Annotated in this window: 20 protein-coding genes; 9 read left to right on the top strand and 11 right to left on the bottom strand. The window is 59.8% G+C overall.

From position 1 onward, the window contains the following. The first annotated feature begins 2 nt into the window (after positions 1-2). Entirely contained in the window at positions 3-782 is a 780-nt protein-coding gene (locus Q1A32_RS08645; protein ID WP_299651881.1) for a carnitinyl-CoA dehydratase, read from the top strand. Here Q1A32_RS08645 and Q1A32_RS08640 read toward each other — a convergent pair. Then, positions 779-2,095: a cytochrome-c peroxidase gene (locus tag Q1A32_RS08640; protein ID WP_299651879.1), complete on the bottom strand. Its 1,317-nt coding sequence runs from the start codon at positions 2,093-2,095 to the stop codon at positions 779-781. The two genes, Q1A32_RS08645 and Q1A32_RS08640, sit on opposite strands and share 4 nt — an antisense overlap. Here Q1A32_RS08640 and Q1A32_RS08635 point away from each other — a divergent pair. Both Q1A32_RS08635 and Q1A32_RS08630 read left to right on the top strand, forming a co-directional pair. Continuing rightward, positions 2,090-2,560, top strand: coding sequence for a tetratricopeptide repeat protein (locus Q1A32_RS08635; protein ID WP_299651877.1), 471 nt, complete (start codon positions 2,090-2,092; stop codon positions 2,558-2,560). The genes Q1A32_RS08640 and Q1A32_RS08635 overlap by 6 nt on opposite strands. Before the next feature lie 239 nt (positions 2,561-2,799). Next, positions 2,800-3,192, top strand: a complete 393-nt coding sequence (locus Q1A32_RS08630; protein ID WP_299651875.1) for a DUF1801 domain-containing protein — start codon at positions 2,800-2,802, stop codon at positions 3,190-3,192. A 27-nt stretch (positions 3,193-3,219) separates the two neighbouring features. Here the strand turns inward: Q1A32_RS08630 and Q1A32_RS08625 are convergent, their stop codons facing one another. From Q1A32_RS08625 to Q1A32_RS08590, 8 genes are all read right to left on the bottom strand, one after another. After that, positions 3,220-3,984 (bottom strand): isocitrate lyase/phosphoenolpyruvate mutase family protein, encoded by a 765-nt coding sequence (locus tag Q1A32_RS08625; RefSeq protein ID WP_299651873.1) that lies wholly within the window; start codon positions 3,982-3,984, stop codon positions 3,220-3,222. A gap of 96 nt (positions 3,985-4,080) precedes the next feature. Beyond that, the gene (locus tag Q1A32_RS08620) at positions 4,081-4,839 is read right to left on the bottom strand and encodes an AraC family transcriptional regulator (RefSeq protein WP_299651871.1); all 759 of its coding nucleotides are present in this window, start codon (positions 4,837-4,839) and stop codon (positions 4,081-4,083) included. Between the two features lie 523 nt (positions 4,840-5,362). Then, the gene (gene dctP, locus Q1A32_RS08615; RefSeq protein WP_299651870.1) at positions 5,363-6,421 is read right to left on the bottom strand and encodes a TRAP transporter substrate-binding protein DctP; all 1,059 of its coding nucleotides are present in this window, start codon (positions 6,419-6,421) and stop codon (positions 5,363-5,365) included. Positions 6,422-6,453: 32 nt separating this feature from the next. Then, the gene (locus Q1A32_RS08610) at positions 6,454-7,926 is read right to left on the bottom strand and encodes a TRAP transporter large permease (protein ID WP_299651868.1); all 1,473 of its coding nucleotides are present in this window, start codon (positions 7,924-7,926) and stop codon (positions 6,454-6,456) included. Position 7,927: 1 nt separating this feature from the next. Beyond that, entirely contained in the window at positions 7,928-8,512 is a 585-nt protein-coding gene (locus tag Q1A32_RS08605; RefSeq protein WP_299651866.1) for a TRAP transporter small permease, read from the bottom strand. Between the two features lie 88 nt (positions 8,513-8,600). Further along, positions 8,601-9,110, bottom strand: a complete 510-nt coding sequence (locus Q1A32_RS08600; RefSeq protein ID WP_299651864.1) for a flavin reductase family protein — start codon at positions 9,108-9,110, stop codon at positions 8,601-8,603. Next, positions 9,110-10,000: an aldo/keto reductase family oxidoreductase gene (locus tag Q1A32_RS08595; protein WP_299651862.1), complete on the bottom strand. Its 891-nt coding sequence runs from the start codon at positions 9,998-10,000 to the stop codon at positions 9,110-9,112. The genes Q1A32_RS08600 and Q1A32_RS08595 overlap by 1 nt, the downstream gene beginning before the upstream one ends. Continuing rightward, positions 10,000-11,154: an LLM class flavin-dependent oxidoreductase gene (locus Q1A32_RS08590; protein WP_299651860.1), complete on the bottom strand. Its 1,155-nt coding sequence runs from the start codon at positions 11,152-11,154 to the stop codon at positions 10,000-10,002. Before Q1A32_RS08590 ends, Q1A32_RS08595 begins: the two co-directional genes overlap by 1 nt. A gap of 100 nt (positions 11,155-11,254) precedes the next feature. On the opposite strand from Q1A32_RS08590, the gene Q1A32_RS08585 reads away from it, so the two are divergent. Genes Q1A32_RS08585 through Q1A32_RS08575 form a run of 3 tightly spaced genes read left to right on the top strand, consistent with a single transcriptional unit; the run spans position 11,255 to position 13,560 of the window. Next, entirely contained in the window at positions 11,255-11,965 is a 711-nt protein-coding gene (locus Q1A32_RS08585; RefSeq protein ID WP_299651858.1) for a GntR family transcriptional regulator, read from the top strand. 11 nt (positions 11,966-11,976) lie between these two features. Next, positions 11,977-13,077, top strand: coding sequence for a Gfo/Idh/MocA family protein (locus tag Q1A32_RS08580; RefSeq protein ID WP_299651856.1), 1,101 nt, complete (start codon positions 11,977-11,979; stop codon positions 13,075-13,077). A 6-nt stretch (positions 13,078-13,083) separates the two neighbouring features. Further along, a complete protein-coding gene (locus Q1A32_RS08575) occupies positions 13,084-13,560 on the top strand; it encodes a GNAT family N-acetyltransferase (RefSeq protein ID WP_299613452.1) in 477 nt (158 codons plus the stop codon). Between the two features lie 31 nt (positions 13,561-13,591). Here the strand turns inward: Q1A32_RS08575 and Q1A32_RS08570 are convergent, their stop codons facing one another. Further along, on the bottom strand, positions 13,592-14,914 hold the full coding sequence (locus tag Q1A32_RS08570) for a GH1 family beta-glucosidase (RefSeq protein WP_299651854.1): 1,323 nt from the start codon (positions 14,912-14,914) through the stop codon (positions 13,592-13,594). Positions 14,915-14,916: 2 nt separating this feature from the next. Continuing rightward, positions 14,917-15,954, bottom strand: a complete 1,038-nt coding sequence (locus Q1A32_RS08565; protein WP_299651852.1) for a substrate-binding domain-containing protein — start codon at positions 15,952-15,954, stop codon at positions 14,917-14,919. 247 nt (positions 15,955-16,201) lie between these two features. Here Q1A32_RS08565 and Q1A32_RS08560 point away from each other — a divergent pair, with 247 nt between their 5' ends. The 3 genes from Q1A32_RS08560 (at position 16,202) to Q1A32_RS08550 (ending at position 20,070) form a co-directional block, all read left to right on the top strand. After that, positions 16,202-17,560 (top strand): ABC transporter substrate-binding protein, encoded by a 1,359-nt coding sequence (locus Q1A32_RS08560; protein WP_299613457.1) that lies wholly within the window; start codon positions 16,202-16,204, stop codon positions 17,558-17,560. A 120-nt stretch (positions 17,561-17,680) separates the two neighbouring features. After that, positions 17,681-18,916: a carbohydrate ABC transporter permease gene (locus tag Q1A32_RS08555; protein WP_299613459.1), complete on the top strand. Its 1,236-nt coding sequence runs from the start codon at positions 17,681-17,683 to the stop codon at positions 18,914-18,916. Beyond that, positions 18,916-20,070: a carbohydrate ABC transporter permease gene (locus Q1A32_RS08550; RefSeq protein WP_299613461.1), complete on the top strand. Its 1,155-nt coding sequence runs from the start codon at positions 18,916-18,918 to the stop codon at positions 20,068-20,070. The genes Q1A32_RS08555 and Q1A32_RS08550 overlap by 1 nt, the downstream gene beginning before the upstream one ends. Positions 20,071-20,077 lie beyond the last annotated feature (7 nt).

The following is a 20,077-nucleotide window of genomic DNA, read 5'->3' as shown; positions in this document are numbered from 1 at the left end:
CCATGAGCCCCCTAAAAACAAAGCGCGATGGCGCCATTTTGGAAGTCACGTTGGACCGGCCCAAGGCGAATGCCATCGACTTGGAAACCAGCCGGATCATGGGCGAGACATTCCTGGAGTTCCGCGACGATCCGGAGTTGCGGGTGGCGATCATCACCGGAGGCGGAGAGAAGTTCTTTTGCCCCGGTTGGGACCTCAAGGCCGCAGCCGATGGCGATGCGGTGGACGGTGATTATGGCGTCGGCGGCTTTGGCGGGTTGCAGGAAATGCGGGGCATGAACAAGCCCGTGATTGCTGCTGTGAACGGGATTGCCTGTGGTGGTGGGCTGGAGCTGGCGTTGAGTGCAGACATAATCATTGCTGCCGATCACGCCCAGTTTGCACTGCCCGAGATACGGTCGGGTACCGTGGCGGATGCGGCTTCTGTAAAGCTGCCAAAGCGTATTCCCTACCACATCGCGATGGAATTGTTGTTGACCGGTCGCTGGTTCGACGCCGAAGAAGCGCATCGCTGGGGGCTGGTCAATGAAATCGTTCCAGCCCAGGACCTTATGGGACGGGCATGGGACATGGCACAGCTGATAGCATCAGGTCCGCCGTTGGTTTACGCAGCCATCAAGGAGATTGTGCGCGACGCGGAAGACGCCAAGTTTCAAGACGCGATGAACCGGATCACCCAGAGCCAATTGCCGTCGGTTGAAAGGCTTTACCGGTCCGAAGATCAGCTTGAAGGCGCGCGCGCCTTTGCCGAAAAACGCGACCCCGTTTGGAAAGGTCGCTAGGGGTCTATCCGCGCATCGACCGGGAGGCCGCTGGGGACGGTTTCCGGTACGCCAAGCTTGTCGGACATGGCGGTCTCGCCCGTCAGTGCGTGCAGGAAGGCGACGATCTGGTCGACCTCTGTGTCTGTCATCGGGGTCGGTTCGATCTGGATGGCGGCGCGGTGGCGGGCCATTTCGCGGCTGTCTTGCCAGACCATGAAGTCGATGGCTTCGAGCCATGGGGCAGACGGCAGACCGGCCATGTCGCGCGTCCAATTGTCCAATGATTTCAGCGGCTCAAGGTGGTGGCGCACGATCCCTTCCAGCTTGGGATAGGCACCATTGTGGCCGTAGGGAGCAGTGAGGGCCACGTTCCGCAGCATGGGGGTTTTGAACGCGTAGGCGTCTTCCAGCGCATCACTTTCGCCCATCCGTCCGACATCCCGGACCATCGGATCGAAACGGCGGGTGCGACCGGGGCCGAACGGCGGTAAACCCAGAGCGTGGAATTGTTGGTCCGTCATCAGCGGGCCAGCGTGACAGGTGCTGCAATTGGCCTTGCCGTAGAACAGATCAAGCCCTTGTTTCTGTTCATGATTAAGTGCCGTGTGATCCCCTGTCAAATAGGCATCAAACGGGCTGTCGGTGCTGGTCCATTCCCAGATCATGAAGGCTGCAAGCGCGTTGGCGATGTCGGCAATTGTGATGTCTTTTGCAGTGTTGATGTGGTCGTATGCACCCGCGAACCCCTCGGCGTACGCAGGAATGTGCAGGACGCGGTCGGCGATGATGGGCCACGCGTAATCCATGCGTCGGTGGATGGCACCCGCCACCTCGTTTTCCTTTGGGTTTCCGGCCATTTCGAATTGAGCGACCAATGGGAAAATCGCCTGTGCAGCCAATAGGTTATCAAGACCTTCGGGTAGCCACTCCTCAGCCGGGGAGTTGAAGCCGTTTTCGTACGTGTCGGCCACGGAGAGGCGGCCATCATGGAAGATGGTGTGCAGGTCCTTCGCACCCAGGTTCCACAGCCCCGGTGCGTTTCGGGGGATGCGCTTGCGGATGCGGTTTTCGCCCACTCCGGCAGTGCGTTCGGAGCCCAATCCAACGCCCCCTTCGCCTATGCCAAGGCTCAGGCCATCGCCGGTCCCAAGGTCGGGATGGTGGCATGTGGAACAGGCGATATTGCGGTTGCCCGACAGGACGGGATCGTAGAACAGAAGCTGTCCGAGTTTGGCTTGCGCCGGGTCCACGGCGATGAAATCATCCGGTGTCAAAGACCGTGGCAGGCCGTCCGCAAAGGCCGGTGTCGCCGCAAGGAGGATGAGATGCACAAACTTGCGATAGCCCTTGTTTTGATAGCGTTTCCAGCTCTGGCGGAGATCGAGGAAGCGCGCGATTTGATGGAAGCCGGCGACTACAGGGCCGCCTATGACGCGCTGTGGCCCGCGGCCCGGTCGGGCAATGCGGATGCCGAGGAACTGATCGGTGTCATGTACGCTTTGGGACTTGGTGTCGAACGGGACGATGAACGGGCGTTCGAGTGGTATTTGCGATCTTCGATGAAGGGACATCCGGGCGCGCAAAGTGGGGTTGGATGGTACTATGAAGTCGGGCGCGGGATGCCCGCGCCCGACCTTGTGCGCGCCTACATGTGGTACACTTTGAGCGCGATTGGCGGCGACCCGGATGCGGCAATCTCGTTGGAAGAGGTGGTCAAGAAAATGACGCAGGATGAGATTGATCGGGCGCATATTCTGGTCGCTGACTACAAGGTTTGGATGTATCCGTTTCGGTGAGTTTGCCACCGGATTTTTTGCTTGGAAAGCCCCGAGCGCGCGCGACCGTGTTAATGCAACTTGCACTAGTTAAGATCAGATGAAATTCACACTTTGCGGGGCGGATGTGCCCCGCAAAATCCTTCATAATCGTTTCATATCTGGCCCGCGTTAACGTTCGAGCGAAACCGATTATTTTGGTTAGGGAATCGCGGGATGAACCCCGCCCTAAGGACGGAAAAATGTGATAGACTGTTGGCATGGCCGCCAAGACCATCGACGCCTTTCATGCTGCCCTGGCCCCCGAGGACCGGGAGATGTGCGACGTGCTGCGCACGGCGATCAACACCGCGCTGCCCGATGCGCTTGGCAAGATCTGGCACGCGCATCCGGTGTGGTTTCTGGAGGACAACCCCATCGTCGGGTACAGCCGATTGAAAGACTGCGTCCGGCTGATGTTCTGGAGCGGGCAGTCCTTTGAGACACCTGGATTGACCAAAAGTGGTACATTCAAGGCGGGTGAGCTGCGCATTCAGAGGCTTGCCGACGTGAAGGCCGCACCGCTGGAAGATTGGCTGGCGGAGGCGCGAACGATCCAGTGGGATTATAAGAACATCGTCAAGAACAAGGGGCGTCTAGACAGGCTGGTGTAGAGGCGGGGTGAACCCCGCCCTAGCGGGTTAACTAGCGGCCGCTGCGGTGAAGCCTTCGGCGGCTTGGGTCATGGCGTTGGCAAACGGACCGGGGCCATAGCTGGTGCGGGCCACGCCAAGGGCGGCGACCTGAGACACCGAAGACAGCTTGCCGCGCATCATCACGTTCACGGGCAGCGACGCAGCCTCGCAGACCTGCGTGATCATGTCGTGGTCGGTTAGGCCCGGGATGAAGAACCCGCTGCCCCCCGCCTCGGCATAGGCGGCGGCGCGGTCGAGCGCTTCGGCCATATGGTCGGCATGGGCGTCCGGTTTGGATTTGAGAAACAGGTCGGTGCGTGCGTTGATGAAGAGCGGCACGCCAGCCGCATCGGCGGCGGCACGCACAGCCTTGATCCGCGTCACTTGGGTGTCGAGCGGGTAGAGACCGTCGCCGCCCACAACCTGGTCTTCGAAGTTGAGGCCGATGGCACCAGTGCCGATCAGGGCCGTGATGTTCCCGGCGAGCTGATCGGGCTCGGTGGCATAGCCTCCTTCAAAGTCGATGCTGACGGGTAGGTCTGTACTGGCCACGATGCGCTTGGCAATAGGCAACAGGACTTCCAGCGGGATATGTTCACCGTCCGGATAGCCTTGCGCTTCGGCCACGGACCAGCTTCCGGTCGCGATGGCTTTGGCTCCGGCTTGCGACACGGCCTTGGCGGTGCCTGCATCCCAGATATTGTAGATGACCAATGGTGTACCCGGCACGTGCAGGGCAGCGAAGGCGGCGGCTTTGTCAGCTTGGGACATTTTAGAACCTTTGGGACGCGGAGTATTCGCCGCAGCTTTGCGCCGGTTGGAATGCGGTGCAAGGATTCGTCTGGAATTGCCGTGCCGAAGGACAGCCTATTCGCGCATGATTTGCCGAAACTTCGCAGGTGTGGTCCCAACCTTCTTGCGAAACACATCCGTCATATGGGCTTGACTGGAAAAGCCCACATCATACGCGATGTCCGCAATCGTCTGGTCGCTGTTCCTGAGATAGCTCTTGGCCCGCGCCAAGCGCCGTTGGATGACGTATTGATGTGGGTTGAACCCGGTTTCGGCCTTGAATGCCCGCATGAAGCGGAATTGGCTGATGCCGCTCAGTCCCGCAAGGTCTGCCAGCGTGATCCGCGTTGCGATGCACTGTTCTATGTAATCGACGACATCGCGCATCTGCCGAGGCGTGAGCGATGATCTGGCAGCCCCGACCAGTGCATCATCTTCAGCCCGGACCGCGTACCGCAGCAACGCCATGCCGATGTTGATGGTCCATTCGTCGTATTCGATTGCCGAAGGTGTCGGTGTTTCGCGGATAACAGAAATGTGCTGGGCGAGCGTACGGGTCAACTCAGGATCGCGACAGCCGAATTCTACCGGCACCTCCGCGTATAAGGCCGTGCGCGTGTCGATTTCGTCTGCGAGGTTTTCTACAGCCGCGATTGGAAGATAGACATGTATGTAGTCCACCAGATCATCACTGTTAAACACGCCCTCATCCTCTGCAGGCTGCAGGAATGCGGTGCCCGGTGTCAGGACGGCATCTGACCCTTCGCGACGGGTCGAGGCGCCGGACTCGTGATAGCAGATCGTATGGTAGTCATCGCGCGGTGTTGTATGCACGTCTGTCAGTTGCCCACGCCAATGGGCGAATTTGATGGTCCTTTCCGAGTCCCCGCTTCGGAATTCGACAAGAGGCACCCCGTTTCGTTCACGCGACATATACACGTGCCGCGGCGTCGTCTTATGAGCGATAACGTCGTGCATTCGTTCCTACGGTTCAGAGCGTACAAACCACAAACCTCCGCCAACGACTGCGTCCCGTGCAGTCGTCGCCGTGAGTGGCTGGCGCGCTCTTTTGCGCCACTGTCGCTTCGGTCGTGAACTGTCGCCACGATCAAGGCTTTGCACGGCTATCGTCTCACAGCGCTTTGGAATGCGATTCCATGTTTCTGCACCCTGCAAAACGATATGCGATTAGGCGGAAAACGGCGACACATGGGGTAAAGCCCGCATTTACGGGCGGCGGTTTCCGAGATTTTTTGCCCGTGAACTCTCGCCTTATCGTAAGTCATACAAAAAAAGACCGCCCCTCACAGGGCGGCCTTTGATTTTGATCAAGCGGACACTTGTGGCCCGCCCGACGTCAATTCAGATCAGCCGCGCGGGACGCATTCACGTCTTCTTCGGCGGCGGCTACAGCTGATGTCAGCGCGTCAAAGATTTCGGGACCACGGGCCACGTTCTCCTTGAACCAGTCATAGACCGGTGTGGACGCTTCGGCGAAGGCTGCCTTTTGCTCAGGTGTCGGCACATAGAGATCCCCGCCCCCGGCGACGAACTCTTCGTAAGCCTGGATCGACTTGCGCTTGGGCGAGGCGAATGTCGCTTGTTGCAGCGCATAGAAGCCATCGACGACGACGCGGCGCATATCTTCGGGCATCGCGAGGAAGTTCTCGTTCGACATCCACCAGAGCGCGCCCATGTAGGCGTGGCCGTCCAGCGTGACGTATTGCAGGCCCGCATCCGGGAATTTCATGCCCATGATGTCGGTGATACCGTTTTTCGATCCTTCAACCACGCCGGTCTGGAACGAGGTGAAGAGTTCCGGCCACGGGATCGGGGTGGGCGACGCGCCCAGGGCTTTTACAAGCTCCTGCGGCAGGTCGGCGACCACGGTGCGGATTTTCAGGCCTTCCATGTCCGCAGGCTCGGCCACGCGGCGCTGGGTGTTGGCAAAGTTGCGCCAGCCGCCGGTGTTACCGATGGTCATCAGGCGGATGGCACCACCGGAATCCTCAAGCGCCATGTCGCGCATGGTGCGGGTGAAGTCGCCCGACAGGACGTGTTCCGCGATGCGGTCATCGGCCATCAGGTACGGCAGATCGAGCACCTGCACGTAGGGGAAGATGCCCGAGGCGCCGCCGGAGGTGGAGATGTAGACGTCGATTGAGCCGTCGGCCACGCCTTGCAGGCATTCCGCGCCGTTCGAGCACAGCTGCGTACCGATGAAGAGTTCCACTTCAATGGCACCGTTGGAGGCCGCTTCGACGTAGTTCTTGAACACGACGAGGCCGTCATAGTCTTCGTCGTTGGTGTTCGAGTTGGCGGTGGCGCGGATCGTGTAGTCCTGCGCCTGTGCCATTATCGCGGAGCCCGCGACAAGCGCGGCGGCGGTCAGGGTTTTGAGGGTTGTTTTGAGCATTATGGTAGGTCCTCCCGGTTCAAAGCTCTGAGTTAGTTGGCAAACCCCGTGAGACGGGGAATGGTCATGGAAATGGCGGGCACGTAGGTGATCAGGAAGATCACCGCGATCTCGATGGCGAGGAAGGGCAGGATTGCCTTGGCGATGGTTTCCACCTTCTCGCGGCTGACGGCGGCGGCGACGAACAGCACAAGGCCCATGGGCGGCGTGGCCAACCCCACGGTCAGGTTCACGCTCATGATGATCGCGAAGTGAATCGGGTCGACGCCGAGGTCGACGAAGATGGGACCGAGGATGGGCCCGAGGATGATGATCGCCGGGCCTGCGTCGAGGAACATGCCGACAATGAACAGCAGCAGGTTGATCAGGAACAGCAGGACCAGCGGGTTTTCCGACAGTGTCAGGATGAAGTCCGCGAGGATTTGCGGGGCGTAGCTGAGCGAGACGACCGTTTTGAACGCGAGCGCTGCGCCGACCAGCAGCAGGACCACGGCAGAGGTGAGGCCCGCGCGGCTGAGGATGTCGGGCAGGTCCTTAAGCGACATGGTGCGCAGGACGAAGAAGGCGACGAACACGGCGTAGGCCACGGCGACTGCTGCGGCTTCGGTTGGTGTAAAGACACCGCCCAAGATACCGCCCAAGATCAGGACGGGCGTTTGCAGCGGCACGATGGCGCGTTTGCAGATTGTGCGGAATTCACTGCTGACTTGCGTGCGCAGGGCCAGCATCAGCGCGTGGGCGACGAGAATGGCGGCAAAGAATGTGACCCATGTCAGCAAGCCCGTGGTTTCTGGCAGGGGCGCGATGACCCAGAACAGGAGCCCAATGTTCAGCCGGGCAAGCGCGAAGCTCACCCATTTTTCCAAAGCGCCCAGTTCCACACCATCGAACTCGACCCGTTTTGCGGCGGGCAGGTCGTAGCGATCTGCAGTCACGCGGATCATCACCATGAGGCCAACGCCGACAAGGATGCCTGGTACGATACCTGCAAGGAACAGCGCGGCCACGCTTTCGCCCATGACATAGGCGTAGATGATCATGATGCCCGAGGGCGGGATGATCGGGCCGATAACCGACGAGGCTGCGGTGATCGCGGCGGCGTAGCGGCGTGTGTAGCCTTCTTTCTCCATCGCGGGGACCAGCATGGAGCCCAGCGCGGAGGTGTCGGCCACGGCAGAGCCAGACAGGCCCGCGAAGAGGATCGATGACAGGACATTCACTTGGGCCAGACCACCGCGCAGGTGGCCCATGAGGGCTTGGGAGAATTGCACAAGCCGGATCGTGATCCCGCCCTTGTTCATCAATTCGCCTGCCAGCATGAAGAACGGGATCGCCATCAATGGGAAGCTGTCCATGCCGTTGTAGACGTTGCGATAAAGCAGCGTGATGTCGCGCTCCTGCCCGTTCAGGTACAGCAGAATGCCAGGCGCCGCGAGCAGGCCAAAGAACACCGGCAGGCCGATCATCAGGAACAGCAGAAATAGCGGAAGGAACCAGATCAGCATATCATTCGCTCCCCGCAGCCATGTCGCCAAGATCAAGGTCCGGCAGTTGGTCACCGCCGCCCATCAACTCCACCAGCTTGCGCAGGATCAGTTCGACATTGACCATAAGCAGAAGGACCACACCCACCAGCAACGACAGCATCATCCAGCTGCGCGGCACACGGAACCAACCATCGAATGTGGGCAGGTAAAGCGACGCTGTGGCAAAGCGGCCACCGAAGCCAGTCACCTCGGAAATACCAATGGGCAGGGCGACCAACAGGATCGAGATCGAAATGAGCAGAAGGACCAGACCCAGGAGTGCAGCGACTGCCTTGGGCAGCACGCCAGAGATCATGTCGAGGGCAACAAACCCGCCGCGCCGGAACGCCGTGGGGGCCATCAGACCGGTCATCCATAACATGCAGAACCGCGCAGCCTCGTCCGGCCAGGGAAGAGCGTTGTTGAACAGATATCGGGCGACGACCTGAATCAGGATCGCAATGACCATGGCGGCAATGGCCACGATGCCGATGGCACGCCCGATCTTGAGCAGGGTGCCATTCACCCAGCTGAGCGGTGCAAGCACCGTCAGTAATAGACCCATGAACGGGCCCTCCCTTTGCGGTCGCCCGGCGGTTCGTCCCACCGTGGCCCATTTTCCGCTTTAACCCCGCGGGCGGGTCTTGACGTCGTTAGTCGACGCTGCCGAACTGGCCGGCGAAGAAGGTCAGCGGCTGGCCATCACGCATTTCGGTGCGCTGGACCTGGCCCACGACAATGACGTGGTCACCCGCGTCATGTGCCGCCACCCTGCGACATTCGAAGCGCGCAAGGCAATGATCAATCAGAGGAACTCCATCAGCGTTAAGGTGATGGGCGTGGTCGTGCAGCATATGCGCGTCACGTGCGGCCAGCTTGCAGACGTCGTGCTGTTCGGCGGCCAGCACGTGGATGGCGTAGTGATCGGCCATTTCAAAATACGGAAAGCGCCGCGCGGCCCGGTCGACGGACCACAGCACCAGGGCCGGGTCGAGCGATACCGACGAAAAGCTGTTTGCAACGATGGCGACAGGGCCGTCAGCGCTGGGGGCTGTGATCACCGTGACACCGGTGGCAAATTTTCCGAACGCGTCGCGCAATTGGCGGCTGCTGTCTGCGTCGGGGGTAAATGTTGTAGGTTGGTTCGGGCTTTGCATAATCATCAAGCCACCTCGTGTCCAAGCGCCGCCTCGTAAAGACGGAACCATGTGGGTCGGTCGAGCGACACCTTCGTGGCATCCCCGATATTTTTGATACGGTCGAGATTGTTTGTTCCCATGACCGGAATGATACGCGCAGGATGTGCCAACAAAAAGGCAGTCGCGATAGCGGCGCGGTCCACGCCGTGTTCATTTGCCAATTCAACCATCAAGGTCTGCAAAGGCCCACCACCAAACATGAGGTTGCCACCACCCAAAGGCGACCACGCCATGAGCGGCTGCCCGTGTTGCTGGTGGAAGGCCAAATCGCCATTTGTAAAAGGGCTGATTTCACTGAGGCTGATTTCGATCTGATTGGTGACCAGTTGCGTTTTCATACCGGATTGCAGCAGTTTCCAGTCCCAGGGCCGAAAGTTGGACACACCAACGGCGCCGACTTTTCCTGACTGCACGGCCTCGTCCAGTGCGGCCCCCGTTTCATTGTGATCCATGAACGGGTCCGGGCGATGGATCAGCAAAAGGTCGATATGATCAATCGCCATATCGCGTAGCGAGTTTTCGATGCTCTGCATGATGTGGGCGCGGCTGGTGTCGTAATACTTGACTGGCGCGCTTTCGTAACGACCAACGGGGGCCACGATATCGCACTTGGTCACGATCTCCATCTTGGAGCGCAGGCCTGTATCAGCCTTGAGCGCTTCGCCCAGCACCGCCTCGGCGACATAGCCGCCGTAGATGTCGGCCTGATCAAAGGTGGTGATGCCTTGGTCCAGACATGCGTGGATCTTGGCCTGCACATGCGCGGTGGATGTGTCTGCGTCATCGGCCAGACGCCACATACCATAGACGATGCGCGAGAAGTTCAGGGTATCGGATAGTTGGACGCGGTCCATTAGCGGCGCTCTCCTGCGGCGAGTGGGGTTGCGGGTGCCACGGCGGGCACCCGCCCATAAGCATGGGGCAGTGAGCAGGTTTTCAAGTGCGGCATGACGCGCGCGCCGAAATGTTTTGCTTCGTCCAGATGCGGGTAGCCCGAGAAGATGAAGGCGCGGATGCCCATTTTCTGGTACTCTTCGATCTTGCTCATCACCTGATCGGTGGAGCCGACAAGCGCCGCACCGCAGCCTGACCGCGCCCGGCCTACGCCCGTCCAGAGGTTCGGTTCGACATAGCCAAACTTGTCTGCCAGTTCGCGGGCTTTCGCCTGATGGGCGACGCCCAGCGACGTTGAGTCGAGCGCCCGGTCGCGGATGAGTTGGCCGTATTCGTCGTCGAGCTTCGACACGATGTAGTCGGCGTATTCGCGGGCTTCGGCCTCGGTGTCCCGCACAATCGTGTGCACGCGCAGCCCGTAATCCAATGTGCGGTCGTATTTCTCGGCCACGGCGTGCACATCGCGCATGCGCCCTGCCAGATTTTCCTGCGGTTCGGGCCACATCAGGTAAACGTCACAGTGTTGGCCGCACAACTCCAGTGCCGATGGGCTGTAGCCACCGAAATACAGAAGCGGCCCGCCTGTCTGGTAAGGGCGAACGGGATCGGTGGTGAGGCCTTTGAAGTTGTAGACCTCGCCTTCGTAATTGATCTCGTCCCGCGTCCATGCCTGTTTCAGGATTTCGACCACTTCACGCGAGCGTTGATAGCGGTAGTTGCTGTCAGCTTTCTCTCCGGGGAAATCGGACGAGATGATGTTCACCGTCAGCCGCCCCTCAAGCATATGATCCAGCGTGGCGATGGTGCGGGCGAGCATGATCGGTTGCATCTCTCCACACCGCACGGCGGCCAGCAGGTTGATCTTGTCCGTGATGGGCGCGCAGCCCGCGACAAAGGACAATGTGTCTTGGCCAACCTGATAGGACGAGGGGCAGAGAATGTTGCGAAAGCCCTGTGCCTCAGCCTCTTTCACGATGTCGGAGCAGTGCGCCCAGCTTGACCGCAGATCGCCATCGGGCACGCCGAGGAATTGGTAGTCATCCGAGCACAACGCCGAGAACCAGGACACTTCGGCCGCATCGAGATCTGGGGATGTGATGGGGACGATGGTCATCTTTGGTCTTTCAATGGCTTTAACTTGGCACTTGCGTAACACTGTCATTGATGTAGATCAATGGTGTATCAATTTCCACATACGCTCGTTTTAACGTCACGTGACCACCGCTCGACACTCCCCACATGCGCTGCCCATCTACGTGCAGATCGCCGAATTGCTGACCCGTGACATCGTGTCGGGGCGGCTTATGGATGGGGAACGCTTGCCGCCCGAGCGGGACATGGCGACAGAGTTGGGTGTGAGCGTCGGCACGTTGCGCAAGGCCCTGCGGGATATGGGCGACAAGGGGTTGGTGGAGAGCGTGCAAGGCTCCGGCAACTATATCCGGGCCGGGGGCGATACCGGCACTGTCTATGCGATGTTCCGGCTAGAATTGCTGGAGGGAGGCGGGTTGCCGCGGGCACGTGTTCTGTCTGTGGACCTCATGGACAAGCCCGCTGACCTGCCCGAATTCGGCACTTCAGCACAGGCCACACGCATCCGCCGGTTGCGGTCACTGAATGACACAATCATCGGTGTGGAAGAGATTTGGCTGGATGCAGATGCGGGAATCGTCTCTGAGACAACCATGTCCGAATCCCTCTATGCCACCTATCGCAAGGAACTGGGCCTGTGGATCCAGCGGGCCGAAGACCGGGTATCGCTTGGTGCCGTACCGGACTGGGCGCCTGATGCCTACGCCCCGCGCCCCGGCGACACTGTTGGGTATATCGAACGCCTCAGCTGGGCCGATGCTGCGGCCCCCATTGAATTTTCCCGCACATGGTATGACCCCGACCGGGCTGTCTATGTGCAACGAATGAAGTGAAGGAAAGCCGCTTGGAACAGGTACGCTATGGCATCATCGGATGCGGGATGATGGGGCAGGAACACATGCGCAATATCGCGCTCTTGCCGCAGGCGAGCGTGGCCGCGTTCTTTGAACCCGATGACGGAATGGCCGCCTTGTCGAACGCAATTGCCCCCACGGCCAAACGGGTCGGATCGGTGACAGAGTTGCTGGCGGTGGAAGAGTTGGACTGCCTGCTGATCGTCAGCCCGAATTTCTGTCACGCGGCACAAATGGAGCAGATCGCAGCAATACGCCCCCTGCCCCTACTGGTCGAAAAGCCGCTGTTCACCGACCCGCAGGATGCAGCCAAGCTGGCGGCGTTCCGCGACACCTACCCGGCGCCCATTTGGGTGGCGATGGAATACCGGTACATGCCGGTGATCTCTGAATTTCTGACCAAGGCCAATGCGGCCACGGGCGGCATCAAGCAACTCAGCATCCGCGAACACCGCTTCCCCTTCCTCGAAAAGGTGGGCGACTGGAACCGGTTCAACCGCTACACGGGCGGCACATTCGTCGAAAAGTGCTGCCATTTCTTCGACCTGATGCGGCTTGCAATGGGTGCGGAACCTGTGCGGGTGATGGCGTCGGCCTCGCAGGCCGTGAACCACCTGAACGAAAATTACGCAGGCGAAGTGCCTGACATCATCGACAGCGGCTTTGCACTTGTGGACTTCGACAACGGCACGCGGGCTATGCTGGAGCTGTGCATGTTCGCCGAAGGCTCAGCCTATCAGGAGGAACTGTCTGCCGTCGGCCCTACCGGCAAGATCGAAGCCTTTGTGCCAGGTCCCGGTCGCTTCTGGCCGGAACATCTGGGGCCCGCTCCGATTGCCAAGCTGGTAACCTCCCCACGCAAACCTCAGGGACCGGAGGTGCACAACATCCCGGTTGATCCGACACTGCTTGAAGCAGGCGATCATAACGGTTCGACGTTTTACCAACATCAGAAATTCGTGTCGGTGGTGCGCGGTCAAGGCACTCCCGAGGTGACGCTAGGAGATGGGTGGGCAGCTGTGGCGATGGGCATCGCAGCACAGGAAAGTGCGCGCACTGGACAGGCTACTGATCCGCGCCGGTGGATGTAAGCGACGATGGCGACAGACACTGTCATACGTGGTGCGGAGGCAGCCGATCATGCGCAGTGGCGGACACTGTTCGAGGGCTATAACGCGTTTTATGGCCGGTCTGGTGAGACGGCGTTGTCCGATGACGTTGTTCTGACAAGTTGGCACAGATTCCTAGCTGCCGACGAGCCGACACATTGCCTTGTCGCAGAAAAGGGCGAACGCTTGGTCGGCCTCGCGCATTTCGTATTCCACCGCAACACCATCACAATCGAAAACACCTGCTATTTGCAGGACCTGTTCACGGCCCCGGATGTTCGGGGGCAAGGCATAGGAAAGCTGCTGATCACTGCCTTCATGGAACAGGCGGAGCGGTCGGGCACCCGCGGCGTCTACTGGCATACGCATCAATCAAATAGCGCGGCCATGCGCCTGTATGATGAAGTCGCGGACAACACCGGGTTTGTTGTGTACCGGCGAACACTCGGCGGCACCAAAGACTAGGTCGCCTTGCACACCCATTGGTGCGCCAGAGTTATTCTGTCAGCATTTCTTTGAACGCGTGCCACGACCCTTTGGGCGTCCGCTCCAAAGTGTCGAAATCGACATGGACCATGCCGAAGCGTTTTTCATATCCCAGCGCCCATTCGTAATTGTCCATCAGCGACCAGGCCATGTAACCCTTCAGCGGCACGCCCTTTGCAATGGCGTCACGCACCGCTTGCAGGTGGCTTTGGAAGTAGGCGATGCGCGCATCGTCCTGCACCGCGCCGTTCACGATCACATCGGCATTGGACATGCCGTTTTCGGTGACAAACAGAGGCAGGTCGCCAGTATATTCCTTGGCTGTGCGCACAAGGAAGTCGTGCAGGCCCTGGGGGTAAATCTCCCACCCCATTTGCGTCTTTTCCAACGGTCCTTCGACGGCATGGTGATGCGGCCACGGGCCGTCATTCGGGGCAAGGATCGAACGGGTGTAATAGTTGATCCCAGCCCAATCCAGTGGGGCTTTGATCGCATCCATGTCATCTTGCCAGCCGTCGGGGAAATGATTCCCGAGGGCTGCGACCAGACGTTCGGGATATGTTCCTTTGAACGCGCCCGAGACAAAGAAATGGTTGTAGTAGTCGTCATGCAACGCGGCGGCCTCTGCCGCTTCGGCGCTGTCATCAACAGGTGTTGACCATTCCATGTTGAACACCGCACCGAGGTTGTCGATCCCCATCGCACGCATCCGGTCGATGGAGGTGCCGTGCGCCAGCAGGACATGGTGCATGGCGCGGGCTGTGGCACGGATGTCGCGCAGGCCGGGCGCGTGGTGGCCCAAAAAGTGGGAGAGCCACGACACGCACCAGAATTCATTGATCGTGGCAACGGAATAGGTGCGGTCACCAATGCGGCCCATAATGGCTTCGGTGAAATCCCCGAACCAACCCGCAATGTCCCGATTGCGCCAGCCGCCAAGATCCGCAAGGGCCGAGGGCAGTTCCCAATGATAAAGTGTGGCGCAAGTCTTCAGCCCACGTTCAAGCATTGCGTCGACAAGCCGGTCGTAGAAATCCAGTCCTTCCGGGTTCACGGTCCGCCCATCCGGCATCACTCGCGCCCAACTGGTGGAAAAGCGGTAGGCATCAAACCCGCCGTCACGCAGCAGGTCGAGGTCCGCTTCGTAGCGGTGGTAATGGTCACAGGCGCGCGCGCCATCCTCGGCGCGGACCACATTGCCGGGTGTCGCCGCGAAATCGTCCCACATGGCGCGGCCTGCGCCACCATATGCGTGGCCTTCGATCTGATAGGCAGACGTGGCTGCCCCGAACAGGAAACCTTCGGGGAAATCGGAGCGTTTGTGCGTGAACATGGTCAGTCCTTGGAATGGTCCGGCGCCGGGCCGGTCGACGTGCCTGCGACGAACTCGGCCTCCCACAACTCATTGATATGCGGCGCATTGGGTGCCTGGATGCGGTCGATCAGCATCTGAGCGACAGCGGCGCCAGCCAAGCGAACAGACGATTGCCAAGCCGTGAAAACGGGCTGATCACCACCGTTGCCGAAATAGCTGAGGCAGTCGTCGAAGGTCGCGATCGACACATCCTTGCCCGGTCGCAGCCCCCGTTCATCAAGCGCGCGACGAATACCGGCTGCACAGATGATCGATGCGGCCAGAAAGGCAGTTGGCGGGTTGTCCATGTCCAACATCGCGTTGGCTTGAGCGTGGCCATATCCTTCGGTCATTTCGCCCGTGCTCATCAATGCCGGATCAATGGGCAGACCCGCAAAGCGCAAAGAGGATTCGTACCCTGACCGGCGGCGGATGGCGAAATCCATCGTCTCTGGGCCGTTGATCAGCGCGATGCGACGATGGCCGAGGCTGGCAAGGTACGAGGTCGCCTCGGAAAAGGCGCGGGTGTTGTTCACGTCGAGCCACGTATAGGGCCGTTTGATACCGGTGGACCGCCCGTGCACCACGTATGGCAGGTCAATCTTGTCCAAAAGGGCAAGCCGCGAATCGTTGCGGCGCGGCGCGTGCACGACGACCCCGTCGACAGCGCCCCGCGCCTTGAGGCTGAGATAAGTGTCCGCTTCGTCCTGTGCGCCAACACGTGTGACCATCATGTCATAGCCGTGTGCCGCGTATGTTTCGCCCGCGCCCGCCATGAAATCCCCGAAGATCGGGTTCACCATTTCTGCCGAATCGCTGACCGAAATCACGTGTCCGATACACTTGGAATGGCCGGTGGCGAGGCCCTGTGCCCGCGTATTCGGGCTGTAAGCATGCGCCTGAGCGGCTTTCACCACCCGCGCGCGCGTCTTTTCCGACACCTCCGGATAGCCGTTCAGCGCCCGGCTGACGGTGGTCTGGCTAAGACCAAGCAGAGATGACAGTTCCTTAAGATTCACGGGGCGATCCGTTCCAAAGCGCTTGCAGTATGGAGACGCTAACGGCTGGTTGCGCTAACGTCAAAACTTCTCATGACTCCCGTCAAACGTGTTAAACTATTTTGCATCGACAGACGGTCAGCGTTTGACAGACGGTGAAATTTCAGCAACGGTCACGACATTCCAAAGCGCTTTGACAACTTTGAAAGCGCGCATGACCTGCTCTTTGGGTGGGGCGAATTTGGACACGATTGGGAGGACGACCAGAATGACCAACAAACTCTTGGCCAGCGCCGCGGCGTTGGCTATCACTGCTGCCACAGCACAGGCCGACGGCCACCTGGCCTTTGCACCGGGCGAAGGCCCGTTCAGCTGGGACAGCTACGACGCATGGGCCGAAAACGCCCCTGACCTGAGCGGTCAGACCGTCACCGTATTCGGCCCCTGGCTGACACCGGAAGATGGCTACCTGAACAACGCTCTGGCCTATTTCGAAGCGGCAACCGGCGCTGACGTGATTTACACCGGTTCCGACAGCTTCGAGCAGCAGATCGTGATCGACGCCGAAGCGGGCTCTGCCCCCAACGTCGCCGTGTTCCCGCAGCCCGGCCTTGCCGCTGTTATGGCCTCCAAGGGCCAGCTGCACCCGCTGCCCGACGGCAGTGCCGACTGGGTCAACGAAAACTACGCTGCCGGTCAGTCGTGGGTTGATCTGGGCACGTATCCGGATGCCGATGGCAACGACCAGATGTACGGCTTTTTCTACAACGTGAACGTCAAGTCGCTGGTGTGGTACAACCCCGAGAACTTCGAGGATGCAGGTTATGACATCCCCGAAACCATGGAAGACCTCAAGGCGCTGACAGACCAAATCGTTGCAGATGGTGAAACACCGTGGTGCATCGGTCTGGGTTCAGGTGCGGCAACAGGCTGGCCCGCGACTGACTGGGTCGAGGACATGATGCTGCGCACCGTTGATCCTGAGGTTTATGACCAGTGGACAACAAACGAGATCCCGTTCGACGATCCGCGCGTTGTCGCCGCCATCGAAGAGTTTGGCCATTTTGCACGTGACGACGCGAAAGTGTCGGGCGGTGCTGGTGCCGTTGCTTCGACGGACTTCCGCGACAGCCCCAAAGGCCTCTTCTCGTCGCCCCCGCAGTGCTACATGCACCGTCAGGCGTCGTTTGTTCCGGCCTTCTTCCCTGAGGACGTAGAGTTTGGTGTCGACACTGGCTTCTTCTACTTCCCCTCCTACGCATCCAAAGACCTGGGCAACCCGGTTCTGGGTGGCGGCACACTGATGGCGATCACTGAACCGTCGGATGCCACCAACGAGCTGATGACGTTCTTCCAACTGCCCATCAGCCACGAGATCATGATGGCGCAGACCGGCTTCCTGACACCGCACAAAGGCGTCAACACCGAAGCTTACAAGGACGACACGCTGCGTGCGCTGGGTGACGTTCTGCTGGGTGCAACCACATTCCGCTTCGACGGGTCCGACCTGATGCCCGGTGGCGTTGGAGCAGGCACGTTCTGGACCGGCATGGTGGATTACACTGGCGGCAAGGATGCAGCGGCTGTGGCCAGCGACATCCAGGCCAGCTGGGACGCGCTGAAGTAAGTCCCAACCACTCACAAGATCGACCGGTCCGCACGCTGTGCGGGCTGGTCAGCCACCCGGCCCTGCGCCGGACGCGAGAGACACGGGAATAACCGTGCCTCGCCATAGGGAGGAAGCCTCATGAACCCTGCACTGCAAGGTCTGTTGACCATCATCATCGGCGTCGGCGGTTGCATCGGATATTTTTATCTGTCCAACCAGTTTCTGGACAAGGTCCTGTTCCCGGCCAAGGGGCCGCAGGCGGGTCGGAACATCAACCGCGCCAATCTGGTGCGTCCGTGGCTGTTCCTGTTTCCGGCGTTGTTCGCTTTGGGTCTGTATCTGGCCTACCCTGTGTTCGAAACACTGCGCCTGTCCCTGACGGACCGTGATCTGGATGGCGCCTTTGTCGGTCTTTCCAACTATCAGCAGATGTTCGCAGAACCCAAGTTCTGGGAAGCGCTGAGCAACAACATGCTGTGGCTTATCGTTGTGCCCGCTGCCGCGACCGCCTTTGGTCTGCTGGCCGCACAACTGACCGACCGCATCAAATGGGGTTCCGTCGCGAAGTCTCTGATCTTCATGCCCATGGCCATCTCGTTCGTTGGCGCGGCCGTGATCTTCAAACTGGTCTATGACACCCGTCCAGTGGACCAGAACCAGATCGGCATCCTGAACGCCGTGTGGCTGCAATTTGAGGGTGGCGCGGGATCGTTCCTGTTCCTCAAGGTCATTCCGGCCCTGATCCTGATCAGCTTTGCTGGCATCGTGGCCTATGTCGGCTGGATCTTTGTCGCCCCCATCGCCAACAGCCGTGCAAATGGTGGCGGTGCCGGCTTTGTTCCTTTGCGCCTGTTCGTAGCCGCCGCATCGCTGTGGCTGGTCTATCTGTCGATCGGGTCGCTGTTTGGCATCTTTGCATTCCAGTTCCCCTACGGAGAGCCGCAGACCTGGCTGACCATTCCGTTCTGGAACAGCTTCTTCCTGATGATCGTCCTGATCTGGATTCAGACCGGGTTCGCCATGGTGATCCTATCGGCTGCCCTGCGCGGCATTCCCGAGGAAACCATCGAGGCGGCCATCGTGGACGGCGCCAACCCGTTGCAGGTCTTCTTCAAGATCAAGGTGCCGCAAATCATGGGCACCATTGTGGTGGTATGGACCACCATTACCCTCGTCGTTCTCAAGGTCTTTGACATCGTGTTTGCCATGTCCAACGGCCAATGGGAGACGCAGGTTCTGGCCAACTACATGTACGACAAACTGTTCCGCGCGGACGAGTGGGGTGTGGGATCGGCGTCTGCCATCATCATCATGCTGCTCGTGTCCCCGATCCTGATCTGGAACGTCTACAACGCCCGCAAGGAGATGAAATAATGGACAATATCGCTGGTTCCAAATCGTCCCTTGGCTGGGTCGTCCAAATCTCGACCATACTTCTGGTCGCTTTGTGGATCTTCCCGACGGTAGGCCTGTTGGTGTCGTCGTTCCGTACCGCGGACCAGATCTCGACCTCGGGCTGGTGGGCGGCTTTGTTCCCATCCGAGCAGACCGAGCGGTTCCGTGTCGCTGACCCGGATGACAACCGCGCAGCCCGCGGCGACCTGTTCGTGGTCGAAGGCAACTTCTTTGAAGAAAACGACAGCAGCGGCGAGATTACAAGCTGGGGCACCTCGTCCCGTGCAGTCGACGCCTATCAGGCTGGTGAAGTCGCCGATCTGGGCGATGGGGAAACCATCACCATCAATCCTGACAGCAGCTATGTCTGGTCCGGCACCGACGAGCAGATCAGTGGCCGTGGCCAGCGTGTGTTCGTGACCGCCGTGTCACCGCCGGAATTCACGACCGACAACTACAACACCATCCTGTTCTCGGGCACGGCTGGCGACAACATGACCAAAGCGTTCTTCAACACGCTGACGGTCACGATCCCCGCCACCGTCATTCCCATCGTTGTGGCTGCATTTGCGGCCTATGCGTTGGCATGGATGGACTTCCCGGGTCGGGCACTGCTGATTGCCATTATCGTGGGCTTGCTCGTTGTGCCATTGCAATTGGCGCTGATCCCGCTCTTGTCCCTGCACGTCGGTATCGGCATCGGCAAAGGGTATCTGGGCACATGGCTGGCCCATACGGGGTTCGGACTTCCACTAGCGATATACCTCTTGCGAAATTACATGGTTGGCTTGCCCCGAGACATCATCGAAAACGCCAAGGTGGACGGCGCGACGGACTTCCAGATCTTTACCAAGATCATCCTCCCACTGTCGTTCCCCGCCTTGGCGTCCTTTGCGATCTTCCAGTTCCTGTGGACCTGGAACGACCTGCTGGTGGCCAAGGTGTTCCTGATCGACTCAACGGGGCAGACCACAGTGATGACCGACCAGATCGTGAACCTGCTAGGCACCCGGGGTGGCAATTGGGAAATCCTTGCGACAGCGGCCTTCGTGTCGATTGCGGTGCCGCTGGTCGTGTTCTTTGCAATGCAAAAATACCTCGTGCGCGGTCTGCTGGCCGGCTCGGTGAAATAGGACCCCT

Source organism: uncultured Tateyamaria sp. (assembly GCF_947503415.1).
In the GTDB taxonomy this organism is placed as follows: Bacteria; Pseudomonadota; Alphaproteobacteria; order Rhodobacterales; family Rhodobacteraceae; genus Tateyamaria.
This window is presented reverse-complemented; position numbering and strand designations above follow the sequence as displayed.

Excerpts from the sequence above, each read along its gene's own strand:
- Q1A32_RS08645 (WP_299651881.1), top strand. The coding sequence starts at position 3 with ATGAGCCCCCTAAAAACAAAGCGCGATGGCGCCATTTTGGAAGTCACG.
- Q1A32_RS08635 (WP_299651877.1), top strand. The coding sequence starts at position 2,090 with ATGCACAAACTTGCGATAGCCCTTGTTTTGATAGCGTTTCCAGCTCTG.
- Q1A32_RS08630 (WP_299651875.1), top strand. The coding sequence starts at position 2,800 with ATGGCCGCCAAGACCATCGACGCCTTTCATGCTGCCCTGGCCCCCGAG.
- Q1A32_RS08625 (WP_299651873.1), bottom strand. The coding sequence starts at position 3,984 with ATGTCCCAAGCTGACAAAGCCGCCGCCTTCGCTGCCCTGCACGTGCCG.
- dctP (WP_299651870.1), bottom strand. The coding sequence starts at position 6,421 with ATGCTCAAAACAACCCTCAAAACCCTGACCGCCGCCGCGCTTGTCGCG.
- Q1A32_RS08610 (WP_299651868.1), bottom strand. The coding sequence starts at position 7,926 with ATGCTGATCTGGTTCCTTCCGCTATTTCTGCTGTTCCTGATGATCGGC.
- Q1A32_RS08605 (WP_299651866.1), bottom strand. The coding sequence starts at position 8,512 with ATGGGTCTATTACTGACGGTGCTTGCACCGCTCAGCTGGGTGAATGGC.
- Q1A32_RS08600 (WP_299651864.1), bottom strand. The coding sequence starts at position 9,110 with ATGATTATGCAAAGCCCGAACCAACCTACAACATTTACCCCCGACGCA.
- Q1A32_RS08595 (WP_299651862.1), bottom strand. The coding sequence starts at position 10,000 with ATGGACCGCGTCCAACTATCCGATACCCTGAACTTCTCGCGCATCGTC.
- Q1A32_RS08590 (WP_299651860.1), bottom strand. The coding sequence starts at position 11,154 with ATGACCATCGTCCCCATCACATCCCCAGATCTCGATGCGGCCGAAGTG.
- Q1A32_RS08575 (WP_299613452.1), top strand. The coding sequence starts at position 13,084 with ATGGCGACAGACACTGTCATACGTGGTGCGGAGGCAGCCGATCATGCG.
- Q1A32_RS08570 (WP_299651854.1), bottom strand. The coding sequence starts at position 14,914 with ATGTTCACGCACAAACGCTCCGATTTCCCCGAAGGTTTCCTGTTCGGG.
- Q1A32_RS08560 (WP_299613457.1), top strand. The coding sequence starts at position 16,202 with ATGACCAACAAACTCTTGGCCAGCGCCGCGGCGTTGGCTATCACTGCT.
- Q1A32_RS08555 (WP_299613459.1), top strand. The coding sequence starts at position 17,681 with ATGAACCCTGCACTGCAAGGTCTGTTGACCATCATCATCGGCGTCGGC.
- Q1A32_RS08550 (WP_299613461.1), top strand. The coding sequence starts at position 18,916 with ATGGACAATATCGCTGGTTCCAAATCGTCCCTTGGCTGGGTCGTCCAA.